Origin of the sequence: Gardnerella sp. DNF00257 (assembly GCF_049262745.1) — a bacterium.
GTDB classification, from domain to species: Bacteria; Actinomycetota; Actinomycetes; order Actinomycetales; family Bifidobacteriaceae; genus Bifidobacterium; species Bifidobacterium piotii.
Map to the genome: position 1 here is coordinate 634,898 of NZ_CP058403.1, position 22,074 is coordinate 656,971.

At 39.9% G+C, this 22,074-nt stretch carries 15 protein-coding genes and 1 pseudogene; 9 read left to right on the forward strand and 7 right to left on the reverse strand.

What is annotated here, in order from left to right:
* Positions 1–10 precede the first annotated feature (10 nt).
* The 3 genes from HXT23_RS02310 to HXT23_RS02320 form a co-directional block, all read right to left on the reverse strand.
* Positions 11–1,027, reverse strand: a complete 1,017-nt coding sequence (locus HXT23_RS02310) for a DUF58 domain-containing protein (RefSeq protein ID WP_016840217.1) — start codon at positions 1,025–1,027, stop codon at positions 11–13.
* The gene (locus tag HXT23_RS02315; protein ID WP_016801466.1) at positions 1,024–2,160 is read right to left on the reverse strand and encodes an AAA family ATPase; all 1,137 of its coding nucleotides are present in this window, start codon (positions 2,158–2,160) and stop codon (positions 1,024–1,026) included. Before HXT23_RS02315 ends, HXT23_RS02310 begins: the two co-directional genes overlap by 4 nt.
* 76 nt (positions 2,161–2,236) lie before the next feature.
* Entirely contained in the window at positions 2,237–2,938 is a 702-nt protein-coding gene (locus HXT23_RS02320) for a uracil-DNA glycosylase (RefSeq protein WP_016635797.1), read from the reverse strand.
* A gap of 155 nt (positions 2,939–3,093) precedes the next feature.
* Here HXT23_RS02320 and HXT23_RS02325 point away from each other — a divergent pair, with 155 nt between their 5' ends.
* Together HXT23_RS02325 and groL are read left to right on the forward strand one after the other, a co-directional pair.
* Positions 3,094–3,777: a LytR C-terminal domain-containing protein gene (locus tag HXT23_RS02325; RefSeq protein ID WP_422113075.1), complete on the forward strand. Its 684-nt coding sequence runs from the start codon at positions 3,094–3,096 to the stop codon at positions 3,775–3,777.
* Between the two features lie 272 nt (positions 3,778–4,049).
* Positions 4,050–5,675 (forward strand): chaperonin GroEL, encoded by a 1,626-nt coding sequence (groL, locus tag HXT23_RS02330; RefSeq protein ID WP_016635795.1) that lies wholly within the window; start codon positions 4,050–4,052, stop codon positions 5,673–5,675.
* Between the two features lie 108 nt (positions 5,676–5,783).
* Here the strand turns inward: groL and HXT23_RS02335 are convergent, their stop codons facing one another.
* Positions 5,784–6,077, reverse strand: coding sequence for a WXG100 family type VII secretion target (locus tag HXT23_RS02335; protein WP_016635794.1), 294 nt, complete (start codon positions 6,075–6,077; stop codon positions 5,784–5,786).
* Between the two features lie 161 nt (positions 6,078–6,238).
* Between HXT23_RS02335 and HXT23_RS02340 the strand changes: the two genes are divergently transcribed.
* From HXT23_RS02340 to HXT23_RS02365, 6 genes are all read left to right on the forward strand, one after another.
* The gene (locus HXT23_RS02340; RefSeq protein WP_032815682.1) at positions 6,239–6,973 is read left to right on the forward strand and encodes a TPM domain-containing protein; all 735 of its coding nucleotides are present in this window, start codon (positions 6,239–6,241) and stop codon (positions 6,971–6,973) included.
* Between the two features lie 60 nt (positions 6,974–7,033).
* Positions 7,034–7,774: a response regulator transcription factor gene (locus HXT23_RS02345; protein ID WP_032812835.1), complete on the forward strand. Its 741-nt coding sequence runs from the start codon at positions 7,034–7,036 to the stop codon at positions 7,772–7,774.
* Between the two features lie 2 nt (positions 7,775–7,776).
* Positions 7,777–9,789, forward strand: coding sequence for a sensor histidine kinase (locus HXT23_RS02350; RefSeq protein ID WP_016635791.1), 2,013 nt, complete (start codon positions 7,777–7,779; stop codon positions 9,787–9,789).
* Between the two features lie 154 nt (positions 9,790–9,943).
* A complete protein-coding gene (locus HXT23_RS02355) occupies positions 9,944–10,333 on the forward strand; it encodes a cold-shock protein (RefSeq protein ID WP_016635790.1) in 390 nt (129 codons plus the stop codon).
* 18 nt (positions 10,334–10,351) lie between these two features.
* Entirely contained in the window at positions 10,352–11,563 is a 1,212-nt protein-coding gene (locus tag HXT23_RS02360; protein ID WP_016840213.1) for a DUF3027 domain-containing protein, read from the forward strand.
* An 81-nt stretch (positions 11,564–11,644) separates the two neighbouring features.
* Complete coding sequence (locus HXT23_RS02365; protein WP_016840212.1) at positions 11,645–14,242, forward strand: ATP-dependent Clp protease ATP-binding subunit; 2,598 nt, start codon at positions 11,645–11,647, stop codon at positions 14,240–14,242.
* A gap of 74 nt (positions 14,243–14,316) precedes the next feature.
* Here the strand turns inward: HXT23_RS02365 and HXT23_RS02370 are convergent, their stop codons facing one another.
* Positions 14,317–17,073 (reverse strand): bifunctional lysylphosphatidylglycerol flippase/synthetase MprF, encoded by a 2,757-nt coding sequence (locus HXT23_RS02370; protein ID WP_422113035.1) that lies wholly within the window; start codon positions 17,071–17,073, stop codon positions 14,317–14,319.
* A gap of 2 nt (positions 17,074–17,075) precedes the next feature.
* A pseudogene (locus HXT23_RS02375) lies at positions 17,076–18,456 on the reverse strand (alpha/beta hydrolase-fold protein).
* Positions 18,457–18,741: 285 nt separating this feature from the next.
* On the opposite strand from HXT23_RS02375, the gene HXT23_RS02380 reads away from it, so the two are divergent.
* Complete coding sequence (locus tag HXT23_RS02380; RefSeq protein WP_421779225.1) at positions 18,742–20,799, forward strand: LTA synthase family protein; 2,058 nt, start codon at positions 18,742–18,744, stop codon at positions 20,797–20,799.
* Here the strand turns inward: HXT23_RS02380 and purD are convergent.
* Positions 20,796–22,073: a phosphoribosylamine--glycine ligase gene (purD, locus tag HXT23_RS02385; RefSeq protein WP_016801453.1), complete on the reverse strand. Its 1,278-nt coding sequence runs from the start codon at positions 22,071–22,073 to the stop codon at positions 20,796–20,798. The two genes, HXT23_RS02380 and purD, sit on opposite strands and share 4 nt — an antisense overlap.
* Position 22,074: the final 1 nt, after the last annotated feature.

The following is a 22,074-nucleotide window of genomic DNA, read 5'->3' on the forward strand; positions in this document are numbered from 1 at the left end:
CCAACCCAAACTACTCTAAGAGTAAATCTTGATTCTTCTTAACATTAAAAACGCTATTTTGCAAAGTTGCGTTGCAAATAAATTTAGCTAAAGAATGGAATATTTGGCTGCTGGAAGATCCTCGTATAAGGCAAGCCTTATAAGTGTTTAAGCAATCATGCAAAGCGTTGTTTACAAATGCTCTATGTGCTTTTACCTCTTTAGCGCATGAATCATCTATTAAAAACGCTGGTATTTTGCGCATAGTTGTTCCATCAACTATTGGAATATTTTTAGACGTGCTAAATGGGTTTACAGGATTTATTGTTACAACTATTAAAGAATGTAAACTTGCGATTTTTTGCAAATCGTTAAAATGTTTTTGCAAAATAGCGTATTCGTCCGTAATTATTACGATCAAACTATGTTTTTGTGTAATCGAATTAGCAAAATCAATAATTGCATTTGTGTTTCTAGTCTTTTTGCGTGCGTTGCATAGTGAAATATCTAAGCTACGTTCAAAATCAGGAAGATTCCTGCAAGATGGGATTCTTAAAATATTATCTCCATCAAATAAAGCGCAATCAAGCGAATCGTTGCGTTTTAAGCTTAAAGACGCAAAAAAGCATGCTGTGTTAGAAGCAATCTCATACAAGTGCTCATTGCTTTTAGATGCGCAAGAAGCATTCATATTTACGCTAGAATCCACAAGAATCCAAGTTTTAGAAGAAGATTCGCGCTGCCTGGAAGAAACCATCGGCTCGCCAACTCTTGCGCTGGCTTTCCAATTAATCATTCTGGCTTCGTCTCCAGGCTGCCACGCGTGAACGTCTACTAAGTCGCCATTGCCAAATTTTTGACTAGAAGGATGTTCTCCTTCGAAAATGCTTAAAGATTTTTTTGCAAGTGGCAAATTTAGGCGATTGTCTAATACTTCGATTTTTCTTCTAACTTTTTTAGACGAATCGGAGCATAGTAAACTTCTTTTAGCATTATTAGTAGAAAAAGTTGGATGAGAATAAGCGTTAAGCAGTTTTGCAAAAATCATGGTGCAGGAACCGTTTTCACTATTGCATCAATAACTTGATCGCTAGTAATTGAATCCGCTAAAGCTTCAAAAGTCAAAAGAATTCTGTGTCTAAGAACTTCGTGAGCAAACTTTTTAACATCTTCTGGAATAACGTAATCTCTTCCAGAAAGCAAAGCTTGAGCTTGACCAATGCGAATCAAAGCAATAGAAGCTCTAGGGCTTGCTCCCATTCTAACTAGCGAAGAAATAGTTTTAAGAGGATGACTTCCTTGGCCTCTAGAAGTTGCAACAATATCTACAGCATACTTCATAACAGCTTCCGAAACATGCACTCGCTTAGCAGCTGCGCGCAAAAAAGTAACGTCTTGCAAACTTATTTTTTGACTATTAAGCGTTTGAGGATTAAAAACGTCGCTTCCTCTGTTTGTTAGAAGCTCCAACATGCTTACTTCTTCGATAGGTGAAGGATAAGTCATAACTGCCTTAAGCATAAAACGATCCATTTGAGCTTCTGGAAGATTAAAAGTGCCTTCTTCTTCAATAGGATTTTGCGTAGCAATAACCATAAAAGGTTGAGGTAGATTAATGCGTTCTCCGCCGATTGTTGTTGCGCCTTCGGCCATTGCTTCTAGCATAGCGGATTGTGTTTTTGCGTTAGAACGATTGATTTCGTCTAGAAGAATCACGTTTGCATGAATAGGGCCGATTTGTGTTGTAAATCTTTGAGAAGCAAAGTCAAAAACTTGTGTTCCAACTAAGTCTGCTGGCATTAAATCAGGAGTGCATTGAATTCGCTTAAAACTTCCAGACATAGCTGTTGCAAGAGTCTGCGCAGCAGTTGTTTTTGCAAGTCCTGGAACTGATTCAATAAGAATGTGGCCCCCAGCAATAAGCGTCAAAATAAGTGATTCTCTAAGTGAATCTTGGCCTACAAGCGTTTGCGTGAATCTGGAGCGAAGAATGGCAGCTATTTGCTGTGCTTTTTTAATGCTTTCGTTAGACACGCCTACAGATATTGGCTGATTTACTTCGTCTATTGTGCTAGAAGCAACGCCATTGGAAACGGGCGTGCGAGGTTGAGGTGGAAGAGTGAAAACACCAGTATTCGCGCTATTATTTTGACTATTTGGTTGTGGAGGGAATAATGCCATGCGTTTTATTTTAACCGATATGCGCTACCTTAGATTCTTTTAGTTTCTATTTTTGGCAAGTCTTTACTTGTTTTTTCTATAAACTCCAGTCAATTGGTGTTGTGCCTAGAGATATTAATGCTTGATTTGCTCTAGAAAATGGCTTTGACCCAAAAAATCCTCTTGACGCAGAAAGTGGGCTTGGATGAGGGGATTGAATAATTATTGCATTTGTAAGAAGTGGTGCTAGGCTTTGCGCGTTTCTACCCCAAAGAATAGCCACAAGTGGAAGTGGTTTGCCATTGGCATCTTTACGATTATTTAATGCTGTTATTGCAGCATCTGTGATTTGTTCCCAGCCTTTTCCTTGATGACTATTAGCTTTTCCAGCTTCTACGCTAAGACATCTGTTCAAAAGCATTACGCCTTGCTTAGTCCAAGGTGTTAAATCGCCATTTTTAGGCATTGGAACGTTTAAGTCACTAACTAATTCTTTGTAAATATTAGTCAGACTTTTAGGCAACGGTTTAACACGAGCATCTACACAAAAACTAAGACCAACGGGGTGGCCTGGAGTAGGGTATGGGTCTTGGCCAACAATAAGAACTTTTATTTGATTAAATGGAATAGTAAAAGCTCTAAGAATATTATGACTTTCTGGCAAAAATCGCCTTCCGCACGCCATTTCTTCGCGCAAGAAGTCTCCCATTTTGTGAATTTGCGGCTCAACTGGCTCAAGAGCATTTGCCCAATCTGGATCTATTAGCTCGTGCAAAGATTTTCGCTGCTTAATATTCATGTTTATCAACTCTAAAACAAGGCTTATAAAACAAGTGTGCAAACAAGTGTTGCAAATGCTAAAACAGATATTAGCGTAAACAAAAATTTTACGCTTTGTGCTCGCCATTCGCTAATATGGATTCATATTGTTTAGATAGTTTTAGAAGGGATGCAATTATGGCGCATAAGCAGAACGTGTCGTTTACACCAGATGCTTTTGATAATCCACCAGAAGGTCCTGTTGGTGTTCATCGCGGAAATCGCGCTTGGTATGCTGTATTGCTCCCGTATGTAGTAGTCATAGCTATGGCTGTTATTTTAGGCGTTTTTGCGTGGGCTATTATGTCTGGAGAAATCAACAATATTCGTTTGCCTTGGAGTGCAAATCAGTCAACAACTGCTAAGTCTTCTAACACTAAGAGCGGTAAGATTGATGAGCGCAAGAGCAAGTCGGATGATGCTGATGACGATTCAGACGAAGATAGAGATCCAGTAAAAAGCGATAAGCCAAACAAAACAGATAAAAACAGTAATAGCTCTAAGGATTCTAAAGACAATAATGCAAGCGACTCAAATGCTTCTGAGCAACCTATTAACAAGACTGTTCCAGTAAGAGTTGTTAACGCAACAAAGATTCAGGGTCATGCGGCTCAAGAAGCAGCAAAGCTTAAGCAAGCAGGCTATTCAAGTGTAGAAGCTGCAAATCCTTCTGGAAATGTTCCTGCTGATTCCGTTGTTTGGTATAAGGGAGACGAGAATCGATCTGCTGCTGAAGATATTGCTAAGACGCTTGGAATTAGCAATGTTGAATCTGCAAATCAAATAGCAACTACTATTGTTGTTGTTTTGTGCAAGTAGAATTACGATTTTCTTATTTCGTAATAATTTTAACTAATAAATAATTGCTTAAGTAGCTAAGTAGAAAGTCGCAATAAATGGCTTTTTACTTGGCTATTTTTGATTTTAGACTATAGATTTTTTCTATAGATTTTTGATTATAGTTGGCACTCGGGCACGTAGAGTGCTAATCTTCATTTAGCACTCAGTTTAACGGTTTAGTCAACAGCTGACGGTTGATTAGCTAAAAGAAGCATGAGTGAGTGTCCATAGTTAAGTTATGTGGAGGAATAATGGCAAAGATTATTGCCTATGAAGAGGATGCCCGCCAGGGTATGCTTGCTGGTCTTGATAAGCTTGCAAATACAGTAAAGGTCACTCTTGGACCAAAGGGTCGTAACGTAGTTCTAGATAAGTCTTACGGCGCTCCAACAATCACCAATGATGGCGTTTCAATCGCTAAAGAGATTGATCTTGAAGATCCATACGAGCGCATTGGTGCTGAGTTAGTTAAGGAAGTTGCTAAGAAGACTGATGACGTTGCAGGCGACGGCACTACAACCGCTACCGTTTTGGCTCAGTCTTTGGTGCACGAAGGCTTAAAGAATGTTGTTGCAGGAAGCAATCCAATTGCTCTTCGCCGCGGCATTGAAAAAGCTTCCGAAGCAATTGTTAAGGAATTGCTCGCATCTGCTAAAGACGTTGAAACGAAGGATCAAATCGCCGCTACTGCTACGATTTCTGCTGCCGACCCAGAAGTTGGCGAAAAGATTGCTGAGGCTCTAGATAAGGTTGGCCAAGATGGCGTTGTTACTGTTGAAGACAACAACAAGTTTGGTCTTGATTTGGACTTTACAGAAGGTATGCGCTTCGATAAGGGTTACATTTCTCCTTACTTTGTAACTAACGCAGAAGATCAGACTGCTGTTTTGGAAGACCCATACATCTTGCTCACTTCTGGCAAGGTTTCTAGCCAGCAAGACATTGTTCATGTTGCAGAACTTGTTATGAAGTCTGGTAAGCCATTGCTTATTATTGCAGAAGACGTTGATGGCGAAGCTTTGCCAACTCTTGTTCTTAACAAGATTCGTGGCACTTTCAACACTGTAGCTGTTAAGGCTCCAGGCTTTGGTGATCGTCGTAAGGCAATGCTTCAAGATATGGCAATTTTGACTGGTGCTCAAGTTGTTTCTGATGATCTTGGCTTAAAGCTTGATTCTATCGATGCATCTGTGTTTGGTCACGCATCTAAGGTGATTGTTTCTAAGGATGAAACAACTATCGTTTCTGGTGCTGGTTCTAAGGAAGACGTTGAGGCTCGTGTTGCTCAAATTCGCGCAGAGATTGAGAACACTGATTCCGATTACGATCGCGAAAAGCTTCAGGAGCGTCTTGCAAAGCTTGCTGGTGGCGTTGCTGTTATTAAGGTTGGTGCTGCTACAGAAGTAGAAGCCAAGGAGCGCAAGCATCGCATTGAAGACGCAGTGCGTAATGCTAAAGCTGCAATTGAAGAGGGCTTGCTCCCAGGTGGTGGCGTTGCTCTTGTTCAAGCTGCTGCAAAGGTTGAGAAGTCTCAAGAAATCGCAAATCTTAAGGGCGAAGAAGCTACTGGTGCTGCAATCGTGTTCCGCGCTGTAGAAGCTCCAATCAAGCAGATTGCTCAAAATAGCGGTGTTTCTGGAGATGTTGTTCTTAACAAGGTTCGCGAGCTTCCAGAAGGCCAAGGCTTTAACGCTGCAACTAACGCTTACGAAGATTTGATGGCTGCTGGCGTTACCGACCCAGTTAAGGTGACTCGTTCTGCTCTACAGAATGCCGCTTCTATTGCTGGTTTGTTCTTAACAACCGAAGCTGTTGTTGCTAACAAGCCAGAAAAGCCAGCTGCAGCTCCAGCTGGCGGCGCAGAAATGGGCTACTAAATTAAATTAAGTTAACTCTTTGATTGAGTCTGTTTAGTTATTAAGCATGAGCGGTAAAGTTTTGGCTTTGCCGCTCATGTTTTTGTAATTTGTTTTTGTGACTTTTGTTTAGTTCATTGCAAACAAGGAAGTTGCTTGTGTTTCTGTATCCATGTAAATGTTAGAAACATTTTGCATTGCTAATTGAATTGCCTCTAGAGATTGCTCCATTTGTTGGTGTGCTGAACGCCATTGCCCAGCGGTTATTGCAAACTGAGTTGCAGCAGGGCCAGTCCACACGCTTTGTAATTGCTGTAGATTTGCGTACATTCCATTTGTTGCGTCTCTAATCGCATTAATCGAAGATCCGACTGCTGCAGCAGATTGCTGAATTTGCTCTGAGTCTACTCTAAATTGTGCCATTTCTAACTCCTTAATGTTTGTAAATGTATGTGTTTTTCTATGTTTTTTTTTATTTCCGTGTTCTCTAATGCTTGTATAGAATGTGCTTGTACAGAATGATGCGTCTAAAACTTAATTTTGCTCTTGTTTCTTGTAATCTAAAAACACGGTATTATGAATATATGCCATTAAGCGATTATGACAAAGATTTTTTTACTAATGTGGTTAAAGGCTTATGCACACTTATAATGCTTGCGTTTTTGAGCCAAATTGTTCTATTTTCAAGCACTGCTTTTGCTGAAGATGAATCAAAAAATGGTGATTTAGCAAATAAAAGTTCTAATAATTATGGCATTGTTGCTACTGATTCAATCACAGATACGGAAAATCTTCTAGGGGATTCCGTTGCAAAAGTTTCCGATATGATTGCTAGCACAAAAAAGCAAACTGGAGTGTCTGTACGTCTTCTTTATTTAGCGAATTTTAGTGGTAGTAAAGACCCATCAAAGTGGGCTAGCGATTTATTAACAAGCACGAATCCACCTGCAAACACAGTTCTTCTAGCAGTTGCTACTCATGATGGAAAGCTTGTTGTTGCAGTTTCCCCTAATTCCGACGAATGGCTTAAAAGAAAAACAACAGTTGACTTATTGTCGGATGCAGCTTATAGGCCATTAGTTAACGCGCAAGGTGCTGACTGGGCTAAGTCTGCGATTTTGCTTATGAAGCAGATTTCTAGAGCTAAAAAGACGTCGGTTACGCCTTCAACAAGTATTATTGCAACTATTGTTATGATTGTTGTGATTGCTGCATTGTTTGTAATTGTTGCGATTGTGCTTTATAGAAGAAATTATGTGCTAAAGCAAGTTAAACTGGGCTTTAGAAAAGCTAAGCGTAGGCACGCATCTAATAAATAAAATTATTTTTTCCAGGAAACACTCAGGAAACATTCAGCTTTATAAGTGATGCTAAACAGTATGGGTAAGAATGTAGAAGCATCTATTGTTGTGGTCGATGATGAACCTTCAATTCGTGAACTTTTGGTTGCATCGTTGCATTTTGCTGGATTTGACGTAGAAACCGCTGCTTCTGGATCGGAAGCAATCGAGGTTATAGAGCGCGTTCATCCAGATCTTATTGTTATGGACGTTATGTTGCCAGATATAGACGGTTTTACCGTTACAAGGCGAATCCGCCAAAATGGTGTAGTAGTACCAGTTCTGTTTCTTACAGCTAGAGATGATACTCAAGATAAGATTATGGGCTTAACAGTTGGCGGAGACGACTACGTTACAAAGCCTTTTAGCCTAGAAGAAGTAGTTGCTAGAATACGAGCGATTTTGCGCAGAACTCAAGAGCCAGAAGAAGACACCCCTGTTGTGCGCGTTGCAGATTTAGAGATTAATGAGGACTCGCACGATGTTTCTAGAGCTGGAGTTCCAATCGAGCTAAGTCCTACGGAATACAAGCTTTTGCATTACTTAATGGATAACGAAGGCAGAGTGTTGTCTAAAAGCCAGATTCTTAATCACGTTTGGCAATACGATTGGGGTGGAGACGCAGCAATCGTTGAATCCTATATTTCTTATCTTAGAAAGAAAATCGACGGTATTGAGATTAAGCATGACGACGGCTCTATAGAGAAAGTTGTTCCACTTATTGAAACTAAGCGCGGAATTGGTTACATGATTCGCGTGCCAAAGGCAGGTCAAGCCTGATTATGAATAGTGGCAAGTCTGCGGAAGTCGCTATTTATAATCCAGAAGTCGCTAATGCAAATGCGGATTATAAAAGCAAAAACAATAATCCTAATAAAAAGCATAAAGCATCAAAATGGATACGCAAACATCTAGATGCAATACCGTTGAGTACTCGATTAGTAGCATGTACTCTTGTAGTTTTAACTATTGCAGCATTTTGCATATCTTTGTCGATTAGGCAGCTGGTTGGAAGCTATTTGCTAGATAAAACCGATGCTCAGTTGGCAGATCAGGCTCAGCTTATTTACGACAATATTGATTTGCTTAGAAAAAAGGATTCAAAAGAGCCAACTGTTGGTCCAAACGATTACTTCTTGCAAATTCGAGATACTAATAACAAAATTATTACAACGCCTTTGGTTCCTCCGCTTAAAGGAGACGTTGTTTCTATGCCAACGCTGCCAGAAGATGGCGAAATTAACAGCGTTGTTATAAAAAGAAAGCCGTTTACATCTCCAGCTGTAGTTCATGGAGACCTTAAAAGCGTTGATGAAGCAACTGCAAAGGTTGCTCAGTCGCCGTGGCGCGTGTTAGTTCTTACGTGGGGTAATCGCAGTGGTTACAACTCCGAAATGCACGTTAGGGGTTACGTCTATATAGCGCTTTCTCTAAGCGATCAAATGGATACTCTAAACACTCTTACGCGCTATTGCTTAATGGTTAGTATAACTGTTATTTTGCTTGGTGCAGTTTTGTCTGCTTTGATTATTCAATCAACTCTTGTTCCGCTAAAAAGAATAGAAAAAACAGCTTCTAAAATTGCTTCTGGAGATTTAAGCAGACGAGTTCCATCTGCTCCAGAAAACACGGAAGTTGGGTCTTTGGCAGCAAGCTTAAATTCAATGCTTTCTAGGATTGAGCAAGGCTTTAACGATCAAGAAGCAATGACAGAAAAAATGAAACGTTTTGTTTCAGATGCAAGTCACGAGCTTAGAACGCCTTTGGCTGCGATTCACGGTTATGCAGAATTGTATTACATGTGGAGAGGTGTTGCTGGTCAGCAAGATAAGGCAGATGATTCCATTGCTCACATTAAGGCTTCTAGCGAAAGAATGACAGAGCTTGTTGAAGATTTGCTTTCGCTAGCGCGATTTGACGAAGGGCGAGGAATAAATGTTTCTCAAACTGTTAACGTGACTCCTATTCTTAAGGATGCTGCTAATGACTTGCGCGCGCTTGATCAAGTTAGAGTTGTTCAGCAAGGAACATTGTATTTAGCAGACGACTTAAAGTTAATGGATTGCTCTAAGCCTACAAATTGCAATCTTGATAGAAAGTTTATTTTTACTCCAGGCTCGCTTCCTAACGTTACTATAAAGGGCGATGGAGCAAGGTTGCGTCAAGTTCTTACTAATATTGTTGGCAACATTCATCGTTATACTCCAAGTGATTCTCCTGTAGAAATCGGAATGGGAATTTTTAAAGCTTCGATTACTCCAGAAGCTTTGCAAAAAATGAGCTCTGTTTCTAAGTCTCTTAAGGATTTTTTGGAAGCTGCAGAAGTTAGCCAATCAACAGGTGCTGGCAGCTCTTACGTTGTTATAAGGGTTGTTGATCACGGTCCTGGAGTTCCAGAAGAATCGTTGCCTCATATTTTTGAGCGTTTCTATATTGCTGATCCTTCTAGAGCTAGAGAAAAGGGCGGTACAGGCTTAGGCATGTCTATTGCGCAATCTGTTGTTAAAGCTCATCGCGGTTTGATTTGCGCAACAACGTCTTGTGCGTATAGAACTAGTGAAGATAATTTTGCTACAGATATTTCTGCAGATATAACATTGAATGGAGATGAATCTTTGGATTCTAAGCCTCACGGTTTAACTCTTACAGTTGTATTGCCAAATGTTATTATTGACGATAGTAGCGATAGTAGTGATAGTAGCGATAGCGCAAACAAAGAAAATAATGTAGATAAATCAAATAAAATGCTTACAAGTGACTCTATTAGTGGTGTTGAAAATAACAAGACTGTTTAGACTGTTAGACTGTTTAGGTTGTAGGTTATTTAGATTATTTAGGTTGTTCTAGATTCATGCGCTACAATTAGAAAAGTGTGAATCTGTAGAGTTATGTGGATGTAGTAGAATTGATGATTCGCATAAAGTTTAGTGAATTTGAGTGAGGTGTGTTATGCCCAACGGGCGCGTTCGTTGGTATGATTCCCAAAAGGGATATGGCTTTATAGTGGATGAAGACGGCAAAGATGTATTCTTGCCTTCTTCTGCATTGCCATCGTCAATAAAAGAATTGCGTAAAGGTACGCGTGTGGAATTTTCTGTTGTAGAAGGACGCAAAGGCCCGCAAGCAATGGGACTTACACTCGTAGCTTCTGCTCCTTCGCTTGTAAAAGCTACAAGGCCAAAAGCAGAAGATATGGCTGCAATTGTAGAAGACCTTATTAAGCTTTTAGACTCTGCTGGCAACGGCTTGCGTAGACGCCATTATCCATCTAGTGCAGAATCTAAAAAGCTCGCGCACTTGTTGCGTGCTGTAGCAGATAATTTTGACGTACAAGATTAATAGTTAACAGGATTTTTTATGGAAGATGAAGTAATAAATCCGCAGGAGCTTGCTTATGAAGTTGCTGTGGAAACTTCGGAGCGCAAAAACGCTGTAGGCGATTTTGTAGGCAAAATGGATCTTGGTAGCAATGTTACTGATTTCCGTTTTGCTTGCACTATGCTTGGCTATGAAGGCTGGCAATGGTCGGTAACGCTGTATCATGATGAAGATGCTGGTCGTTGGACTGTTAATGAATCTAGTCTTGCTCCAACTGAAGATTCATTACTTCCTCCTCCTTGGGTTCCTTGGAAAGATAGACTTAGGCCTACGGATCTTTCGGTTATGGATTCAATAGGCACTGCAGAAGATGACTCCAGGCTTGAAGATGGAGTTAAGCTTGATAGTGCTCAAGAAAATGATGCATCTGAAGACGGTTCGCAATGCGCTAAAGATAGTGAAAACAGTAATAACGACGCAAATAGCGAGAATAGCGAGAATAGCGAAAATATCGCAGATAGTTCAGATAGTTCGGATAGCAAAAGCGCATATAATACAGATAACGCGAGTGCAGATGATGAAAATCTTGAGAATGGGGAGTCAAAAGAAGATTTTGAAGATGCTGTTGAAACTTTCCGCTTAACTCGAAAAAGAGTTATGACTGCTCAGGCTATAGCTCAAACTGCAAAAAGATGGTATGCGGGTCAACATGGGCCAAAGTCGCTTTCTACTAAGATTGCAGATGGAAAAGCTTGCTCGTCATGTGGATTTATGATTCCTCTTGCAGGAAGTCTTGGAAACATGTTTGGAGTTTGCGCAAATATGTGGAGCCCAGACGATGGGCGAGTAGTTGCGCTTGATCATGGATGCGGAGAACATTCCGAAATAGCGCCTCCTGAGCCATCGCAGCTTTGGGTTCAATCAGAGCCTGCTTACGACGACTATCACATTGAGATTGTTCCTCAAACGCCTAGAGAAGAACGTGCAGATGTTGAGCTTATAGAAGAAGCGATTGAAGATAGCAAAGAAAATCGCAAGTCAAGGCGTAAGCGCGTTTTGGATGAAAATAATCAAGATAGTGAAGAGCATGATGACGATGGTTTGCACAATGAAGATGAAGATATTGCAAACAATAATAGTGGTTTGCAATATGAAGATAGTGAAGAATCCAAAGTCAGTGCGCAAATCGTAGATAGTACAGAATATGAAGATAATCTTGACTCAAATAATAATCCGCGCTCAAATGATTAGTCTCACGGATTCTATATAGGCATTGCTCTAGAGTCATGGCAACTCGTTACCATGGAACAAGGATAAAAACGGAAGGCAATTATGTTTGAACGGTTCACTGACCGCGCTCGGCGTGTTATTGTGCTAGCGCAAGAAGAAGCGCGCGCTCTTCAGCATAACTACATTGGTACTGAGCATATTCTTTTAGGCCTTATTAGAGAAGGTGAAGGAATAGCAGCAAAAGCTTTGAGTGCAAAAGGCGTAGATTTAGACGGTACTCGCAAACAAGTAAAAGAGATGATTGGAACGGGTACTGTTTCGCCTAATGGCCACATACCTTTTACTCCGCATGCTAAGCAAGTGCTTGAGCTTAGTTTGCGTGAAGCTTTGCAACTTGGTCATAGTTATATTGGTACTGAGCATATTCTTTTAGGCCTTATTAGAGAAGGCGAAGGCGTTGGAACGCAAGTGCTTATTAAAATGGAGGTTGATTTAGGCGATCTTCGTAGCACGGCAATGGATTTGATTCGTGGCAATTCTGGCATTCCAGCAGACGGTCAAGGTGCAGAACTTGCAAATGCTGGAGGAGTTCAAGATAAACGTAATCAGTCTGGTTCTGCTCTTTTAGATCAGTTTGGAAGAAATCTTACTAACGAAGCTCAACAAGGCAAGCTTGATCCTGTTATTGGACGCTCTAAAGAAATCGAGCGCGTTATGGTTGTGCTTTCTAGAAGAACAAAGAATAATCCTGTTCTTATTGGTGAGCCAGGCGTTGGTAAAACAGCTGTTGTAGAAGGTCTTGCGCAAAAGATTGTTGCTGGAGACGTTCCAGAAACGTTAAAGGGTAAGCAAGTTTATTCCCTCGATCTTGGCTCAATGGTTGCAGGCTCTCGTTACCGCGGCGATTTTGAAGAGCGCTTAAAGAAGGTGCTTAAAGAGATTAAGACTCGCGGAGATATTGTTCTGTTTATTGACGAGATTCACACTATTGTTGGCGCTGGCGCTGCTGACGGTGCTTTGGGTGCTTCCGATATGCTTAAGCCTATGCTTGCGCGCGGCGAGATGCAAACGATTGGTGCTACAACTACAGATGAGTATAGAAAGTATATTGAAAAGGATGCGGCTTTGGAACGCAGATTCCAGCCTATTCAGGTTCAAGAGCCTTCTATTGCAGAAACAATCGAAATTCTAAAGGGCTTGCGTGCTCGCTACGAGAATCATCATCATGTAACTATTACGGATGGTGCTTTGCAATCTGCAGCCGAAATGTCTGCTCGATACATTCAAGATCGCAATTTGCCAGATAAGGCAATTGACTTGATTGACGAAGCTGGTGCTCGATTGCGAATTAAGCGTTTAACAGAGCCTTCAGAGCTTAAAGAACTTGATTCTAAGATTTCTAAGCTTTCCGATAAAAAAGACGAAGCTATTAAGAATCAAGATTTTGAAAAAGCTGCCGACTTGCGAGATGAGCAAGAGAAGCTTGAAGAAGATCGTAAGACTAAAGAGCAAGCTTGGCGCGAAGGCGAATCCAATGTGAATATGGTTGTAGACGAAGATGTGATTGCATCTGTTGTTTCTAATACAACTGGTATTCCTGTTGTTAAGCTCACGCAAGCAGAGTCTAAAAAGCTGCTTGGCATGGAAGCAGAACTTCATAAGCGCATTATTGGTCAAGATGAGGCTGTTTGTGCGCTTTCTCGCTCGATTCGTCGTGCTCGAGTGGGCTTGAAGGATCCAAAACGTCCTGCTGGCTCGTTTATTTTTGCTGGACCTACTGGTGTTGGTAAAACGGAGCTTGCTAAGACTTTGGCTCAGTTCCTGTTTGACGATGACGATGCGCTTATTCGCGTAGATATGTCGGAGTTTGCAGAAAAGTATGCAGCTTCGCGTCTTTTTGGTGCTCCTCCAGGCTATGTTGGCTACGAGGAAGGTGGCGAGCTTACGGAGAAGGTTCGTAGAAAGCCATTCTCCGTGGTTTTGTTCGACGAGATTGAGAAGGCGCATCCAGATATTTTCAACACATTGTTGCAAGTTTTGGATGATGGCCACTTAACAGATGGTCAGGGCCGAAAAGTTGATTTTAAGAACACTATTATTATATTGACTACGAATCTTGGTACTCGAGATATTGCTAAGGCAGCAAACACAGGGTTTAGCCTTGGCAATAACGCGGATGCGTCTTATCAGCGTATGAAGGATCAAGTTAATTCCGAGCTTAAGCGTCAATTCCGCCCAGAGTTCCTTAACCGCTTAGACGATACTATTGTGTTCCGTCAGCTTACTGAGCCAGAGGTTCGTCAAATTGTTGACTTAGATGTTAAGCGTTTGAACGACCGCTTGTTTGAGCGTCATATGGCTTTGGAGCTTACAGATGAAGCTAAGAATCTTCTTGCGCAAAAGGGCTTTGACCCACTTCTTGGAGCAAGGCCATTGCGTAGAGTTATTCAGCGAGACATTGAGGACGCTATTAGCGAGAAGATTTTGCTTGGCGATTTAACAGACGGAGAATGCGTTGAGGTGGATGCCGAAGGCGAAGGGTTGCTTGGAGAATTTATTTTCCGCGGTAAGAAGTTTGATTCCGCATGCAGCGACTCTAAGTCGGCAGAATCCACTGATTCCAATGATTCTTCTGAATCAACCGAGTCAGCTAAATCAGCCGAATCTGATTCCGCTTCTAAAGTCGAATCGGAGTCTTAGTTGCACAATTAAGATTTCTATTAAAATCTCTTAATAAACTTAATCTCCGTTAATATGCAAGCTTAGCACGCAAATTAACGGAGATTTTTTTGATTTGCGTCTTTCTTAAGTGTTTTTAGCATTTCTAAAATTTGCTTAGGATTTGTTTCTGGCAAATATGAACTTGTAACAGCTAGCGATATTTGCGCAAGCTTTGCAGAATCCAAATAGCATATGTACACAGGACTATTGGTTGGTTGGAACTTTTTCTTAAAGAAGTACAACGACTTAAATCCGTATGCTGGTTCCAAAATGTCGGACATCATCTCTAGAGCATGAACAATAATCTCGTTGGACTCATGGTGATTTACGTCATTTTGTGCATGTTCTACGCCATCATTATCATTATTTTCTATATCGTCATTGTTGTTAACAGTGTTCGCTTCACTTTGCAAAGAAGTCGAAGTACTAGAATCGTTTGAGTCGCAAATATCTGTTATTCCAGCAAGAGGAGCAGCAGAAAGACTCATAAATTCCACAGCCGATTCTGGATTCTCAAGTCCTTCATCTCTTAAGCGTTCCGCCATTCTTGCAATAAGCAATTCCATAATTCCATTAGGACTATCCGTACGGTGCCTCATAAAATCAAGAGTCCACCCTATTACGCGATTGTTGCTATAAGTAGGCATCCAGCTTGTAACGCCAAGAACCTTGCCATTATTGTCAATTGCATACAAAATTTTTACTCGAGGATCGTGCAATTCTTCTAATCCGCCAAGAGTAAACTTCATCTCTGGAAGAGATTTAAGCTCTGCCCACTCTTCCGAAATCTCAATAATCTGTTGTTGAATTTTCCACGGAGCATCGTTGTATGTGCTAAGAACATCTGTTATGCCATCGCGTTTTGCTTTGTTTATAGCGGTACGAATATCTTGCCACTTTTTGCCACGAGTTTGCCACTCTTTAGGGTAAACAAGCATATCGCTTCCAACTTTAATAGACATAAAACCAAGAGATTCTAGGTTTTTGCGGTCTTCCTCATGCACAGCATAGAAAGCTGGAGACCAAGAGTTTTGCTCGCAAAGTTGAATAAACGCTTTCAAATCATTCTTATATTCTGATTTATCTCCAAAAGGCCCTGTTAATGTTAAAGCAATTCCGTACTTAAGCCTATATGCTATTGCGGAGCGTTCCGTGTTGGAGAACCAATAGTGATTGTCTGGCCAAGTAGTCATAAAGCTCATTGTGTCTCCGCCAAAATGAACTAATTGACTTGCTTTTTTACGATCTTCTTCGTTAATAGTAACTTTGTTCTTAAACCACATAAGGCAAACAACAAAAAGAACAATCCAAAGAAGAACTCCAACGCATTGAGTAATAGCAGAAGCAAGTGTAGTTAATGGCATAAGCATTGCGTTAGATCTTGTTCCAAATCCCATAGGCATCCAACGTCCTGGAAGGTCACGGAGTAAATGATGCAAGTCTGCTGCAGGCTTAAACTCATTTGGAGCAATTAATCCAAAGCAAACATATCCTATTCCAGTAGAAAATAGTGCAAGAACAATTGCAACTAAGCCAATTCTGCGTTCAAACTTATCGCTATGATTTGGAAAATGCTTTATGTTTATAAACAATAGAATTGCGATTAATAGTGGAGGCAGAGCAGTGAGCATAAACGCTATAGAAGTTGCATTATTCTTGTGGAAAATCATAGCTTGCTTAGCTGCTATTAATGGCAAAATCGCAAAATACATAGTTGCATAAACTGCAGTAAGTCCATTAATTGTTATAGCGGCATAAGCTGCAAGTCTTCTTCCGCGTAAAAGTCCCCAAGATATAATCATTAAAGTAACAATAGGCAAAAGAATACGAATCCAAAGACCGCCAATTGTTGCGTGTTGCAATCCAGAATGAAGCAAACAGCTGCTAGAACTATAATTCGATATGCATCTTGCAAGCCAAGGTTTTGTGCCCATTTGTGGAGACATAAACAAGCCAAGAGTTGTTAGTATTCCAGCGTGAGATCTTGAAGACAATGCAAGAACAGGGCCTAACGCCATAATAAGTTGCGCTATTGAAAAAAGACGCCTAATTTCGTAGTCTGTTCCATGCCACCAGCTTGCGCTTTTAGCAGTATTAGTTTTGTTGTTCTTGTTCATTGCATTGCCAATAATATGGCCACAAATCGCTGCAAAAATCGTGCAATAATCCCCAGGATTTCCACTATAAAGAAGCATTGCAGATGTTATTGAATAGCCCAAAACAAGCATTCGTCTACGCCACAAGATTGATTCGCATGTTGCTGCAGACATAAACGCGCCAACAAAAAGAGTAAAAGGCGAAAGCCTAATTGGTATTCTAGTAATCCAATGCATATTGCGAATAATCGCAGAAAGATTGCCAATTAGTGTTAGCCCTAGCAAAGTTCCAATAAGCGTGCTAGATACAGAAACAAAAAGCAAACGCATTTTTCCAATTCTTGTTTCTGCTAATCCGATTAAAACCAAAGAAAGAATAGCGTTAACAGCTAAAGACGGAAAACTGTTTACAAAGAAAAGCGAGTGGAACAGTTTAAGCAAAAGTTGAGGAACGTTTCTATGGCCAAAAAGGAATGGGGAGCCAATTTTTGGCTTATGGTACGAGAAAAACTGTGCAAGAGTAGCGTTTGTACCGTAAGTGTAAATGTGCATTACGGTACGGAAAATCCAATGTACAAGGTTTATAAGCAAAAATACAAGCGTGATTTTTACTGCAAGAACTCGTTGAGACAGCCAGATTCTAACATCATTACTTAGTATAGATAAATGATGTTTTGCTGTTGACTTGTGATTTTTTGATAAAAAGTTTGGCATGTTTATCGCCTCACCTTCTGATTAACAACCACTTGAATATTACTATAAGAGCTTAAATCTGGATCATGCTTTGCTATTCCAGCGTCTTTACAAAGATGATCAATAGCAACCTTTAATCCGCTTTGAACCGTATGCCAATCGTGTCCTGAGCCTTTAGAAATCATTGTTATAACGCTTATTCCAGCTTTATGTGCTGCAATAGCAATAGTGGATTGATTTATTTGTGATTTTGGATCCCATGCTCCTGCTATTGAATAATAATTTTGATTTAATGGAGCGTTTTTTCTCATTATGTTTGTTGGAATATGTTTTTCGTATTCCTTGCGATTTCCGTTAAAATAGCGGTTTATTGTTTCGTTTTTATTCTTGTAAGTTGGCTCTAATTCTCCGCCAGCAGAATACATGTTTCCAAACAACTTTGGGTACGCTGGAACTATTTGAGTTGCACAAGTTCCACCTTGAGAAAATCCTCCCATAAGCCAAAGTGCTGGATTTGTGCTTGCAGGAAGATTTTTGCGAATCCAGCTAACAACATCTTTAGTCAGGTACGTTTGAGCATTTCCATAAACTTTTGTGTTTGCACAAAGTGAATTGTGCGTTGAAGTGCCATTCTGGTCTGGGGAAACAACAATCGGAGCTAAACCATTGTGCTTTTTAGCGTAAGCGTCTAAAGTATTCACTATTTCGCTTGCAGCAAATAGTCTATTAGGGCTTCCTGGCTGTCCAGAAAGAAGAACCATTACAGGAAGTTTTGGAGCAAATTTTGTTAGCGCAGCTGGAGGAAGATACACGTTTGCGATTCTAGCTCGGAAGTTTGATTGCGTTGCTGGAATTCTAACAGAGCGGCTAATGCCTTTAGACGGCATTTTAGGCAGTTTTTTTCTGATCTGCTAGTAAGTTCCAATCTTTAATCTCCATAACTGCATTGTGTTTATTATGCTCTTCTAGCTTTGGGTAATTTCCTAATCCAAAAACAGATCCAATAGTCGTGTATTCTCCGTAAATCATGTTTACGCGAATCATTGTTGCTAAAACAAATAAGATAATCGAAAAAATAGCTAGAGCTCTTCTGTATCCCTTAGAAATTATTGCAGCGCTTAGAGCAAAGCCTACGGCAGCAAATCCTCCTGCAATCGAAAAAATCACGAGCCAGCCAAGACTTACGCCAAACACAAGAAAAACGTCGGATATTAGCCAAGTTATGAATCCAAAAATAATGGCGAATAAAAATGCTGAGCCTAGTTGAGTTAATAGTTTTGGAAAATACTTTGACTTTTTAGGTTTTGTAATTAAAAGAACAGCTAAGCATAATGCAGATATTGCGAATATGCTTATAGGTAGAGTGCCGTGCATTAAGTTAATTGTGGCAATAAATTGCTTCATTCTTACTGTTCCTTAAAACCTCGCTAGATTGAAGATAACAAACACAACCTTTGCAAATATAGTATATAATCCTTAAAATTTTCTATATTTTGTCATCTATTATAATGATAAATGCTATAGAACACCTTACAATACGTCAAAAGTATGAATATGCATAGTTTTATACGGTTGTTTGGTATGACGATAGTGATACTTAAGATGTATGTGTAGACTAATACGTACACGATATGCGTTAAGAACGTAATAAATGTAATATGCATTAAATATTGGGCATTAAACATGGGCATGAATCAGAAGGGTGCAAAATTGCCATTAAGCAATTCTCTTACAATTTTTAAGCAATTTGATCGTTTTAAGATTAGGTTTGCTCGTTGGGCGTATTGCGCTCTGTTTGTTGCTTTTTGCGCAATAATGGTTATGATTGTGCAGCTTTCTGTACAGCGTTCTGGTCGAGTGGAAATGACTTCATCACTTTCTGCAAGCGCTTGGAACATAATCTCAAAAATGTGGCTTAAGCTTAATTTTGTTTTTGTGCTTAATCTTCTTATTCTTGCGTTGATTTATGGTATTTTGCTAATAATCATAAACCGTTTTTGGATTACGTCTGCTATTTTGATTAGCGCATCTATAATTGTTTCTGTTATTGAATATATGAAAGTGAATGTTCGATACGAAACGATTCTTCCAGCTGACTTAAACTTTTTAAAAAGTAATACTGGAAATATCGCATCTTTTCTTCCAGACAACGCAAATGCCGTTATTTTTAGCTCTATTGTTGCTGTTCTAATAACTTGGGTTATTGCGCTTTTGTTGCATGTTTTAGATGTTAATCATGGAAAAATTGTTATTATTTCAAATTTAAGAACTTCGATTTTGGTTCGTGTTGTAACTTTAATAGCATTATTAGCGACTTTTGGATGGTATATTTGCACAGTTGGAACTGTTGATTCTAGCGCAAACAATTTTGCTAAGTTTATGGGAGATACGCCATCAATGTGGGACTCCGTTTACGACGCTCAAAGAAACGGCGCATTAGTGGCATTTTTAAGGCAAGTAAACCCAAAGGTTATGGATAAGCCTGCGGATTACAATGAGCGAACTATGAGCGCTTTGCTAGAAAAATACAATAATGAAGCAAAGAAAATAAACGCTTCTAGAAAGTCAAAAATCTCCGATAATACTGTTGTTTATGTGCTTTCGGAATCATTCTCTAATCCAATAAGAGTTCCTGGATTGCAACTAAATAAGAATCCAATGCCATTTATAAGCTCTTTGAAAGAGAAAACAGATAGCGGTTTAATGCTTTCTTCTGGCTACGGCGGAGGAACTGCAAATCTTGAATATATGTCTCTTACGGGATTGAGCATGGTGAACTTTAACTCATCTCTTACAAGCCCGTATCAGCAGCTTGTTCCAAATTCTTCTTGGACTCCTACGATTAATAGGTATTGGGGGAGTGAATCTAATTCCATAGCATTCCACCCGTATGAGCCTAGCATGTACTTGCGCTCAACAAACTATAAGAAGTTTGGTTTTAGTAAGTTCTACTCGCTAGAATCTCCTAATGTTATTGCTCACAAAAATATGCTTGATAAATCGCCTTATGTTTGCGACGAGTCTGCGTATAAAAGTGCGTTTGAAAAAATCGCATCTAGTAAAAATAATCAATTTGTGCAAATAGTCACAATGCAAAATCATATGCCATTTAGGAATTGGTATAAGAACAATGATTTTAAGGCTAGTTCAAAGCCTAGCTCGCCAAAGCTTGGAAGCTCGGAAATATCTTCGATTGAAACATACGCTAAGGGAGTGAGTTACACAGATAAAGCAACTCAAGAGTTCTTAAATGACTTGGATTCTATAGATAAGCCAGTGACTGTTGTATTCTATGGAGATCATCTTCCTGGAATATATAGTACTGCCAGCGATGATGAGAATAATTCTCTTGATTTGCATCTAACTGATTACTTTATTTGGTCAAATAAAAAAGCTAGAGAAAATAATAAAGCTCCAAACAAAATTAGTGACTATTATTCTTCTCCAAACTTCTTTATATCGCAAGTGGCGTCTCACACAAATTCTAAAGTTTCGCCATATCTTGCATTCCTTACAAAATTGCACGAAAAGATTAGTGCAATGGAGCCTCCTGTAGTAAATAAGATTCAGGGGTGGGATAGAATTCCGCAAGGCCAGCCAATTTACTTGAATCCAAGCGGAAAGCCAATGATTGCTAGTAGTATGAACAAAGAAACTAAACAATTATTGCATGATTACCGTTTGATTCAATATGATATTACGGCTGGAAAGCATTATCTTAAAAACACAAACTTTCTTGGTTTTTAATTTTTCAATGCTTTAAGTGCTTTAGTTGCAATGTCGTGCCTATAAAACATGTTAGAAAGATTAAGATTGTCTAATATGCTATAGGCTTTTGATTGAGCATCTTTAACATCTTTGCCATTTACTTGCAAAAGTGCCACTCTTCCAGAAGACGTTACAAGATTATTGTTTTCGTCTAATTTAACACCAGAATAGTAAACATTTTGATCTGCGCTATTAAGAGTGATTTGTGGCAGAGGTGTTCCTGTAACAAGCTTTCCTGGGTATCCTTTGCTTGCTAACACAACGCCAAGAGTTACGCCATTTTTAATCCAAGTAAATGTTGGTTCTTTGCCATGCAAAATGTTAAAAATAGCTTCGCCAAAGTCGCTAGTAAGTCTTGGAAGAACAACCTCTGTTTCTGGGTCTCCAAAGCGAGCGTTAAATTCTATGACTTTTGCGCCTTGCTCTGTGTTAATCAATCCAGCGTACAAAACTCCTGTAAAAGGCATGCCTTCGCTTGCAAGAGCTTGCAAAGTTGGGCGTACGATTTTATCAATCGCTTGTTTTACAACTTCATCGCTGATTTGCGGAACAGGGCTATAAGCTCCCATGCCGCCTGTGTTTGGGCCAGTATCGCCATCATGAGCGCGCTTGTGATCTTGAGAAATTGGCATAACCCAAAAATCTGTTCCGTTAGCAAAACTCATTAATGAGAATTCTTCGCCTTCTAAAAACTCTTCTATAACTACTTTTGCTCCAGCTTTGCCAAAACGATGGTCTACAAAAATATCGTCTAAAGCTGCGAGCGCCTCATCAACGCTAGTGGCAACTGTTACGCCTTTCCCAGCAGCCAAGCCGTCTGCTTTAATAACAATAGGAGCGCCTTGATTTTTAACGTACTCAATCGCTGGTTCTAGCTCGCTAAATGTTTGGTAGGCGGCTGTTGGAATATTATGCCTTTGCATAAGTTGCTTTGCAAAATCCTTAGATCCTTCAATTTGAGCAGCCGCTTTGTTTGGGCCAAATGCTGGGATTCCATTAGCTTCAAAATCGTCAACAATGCCATTCATAAGAGGCACTTCGGGGCCAATAAAAGCAAAGTCGTAGTTGTTGCTCTTAACAAATTCGATTAAAGCGTTGTGATCCGATTCGCTAATGTTTTCAGTTTTGATTCCGCTTTTAATCATGCCTGGGTTTCCAGGAGCAACTGTGACTTCGCTAACGCTTTTACTTGCTAAAAATGCAACTGCGATTGCGTGTTCTCGTGCGCCTGAGCCTACAACTAAAACTTTCATC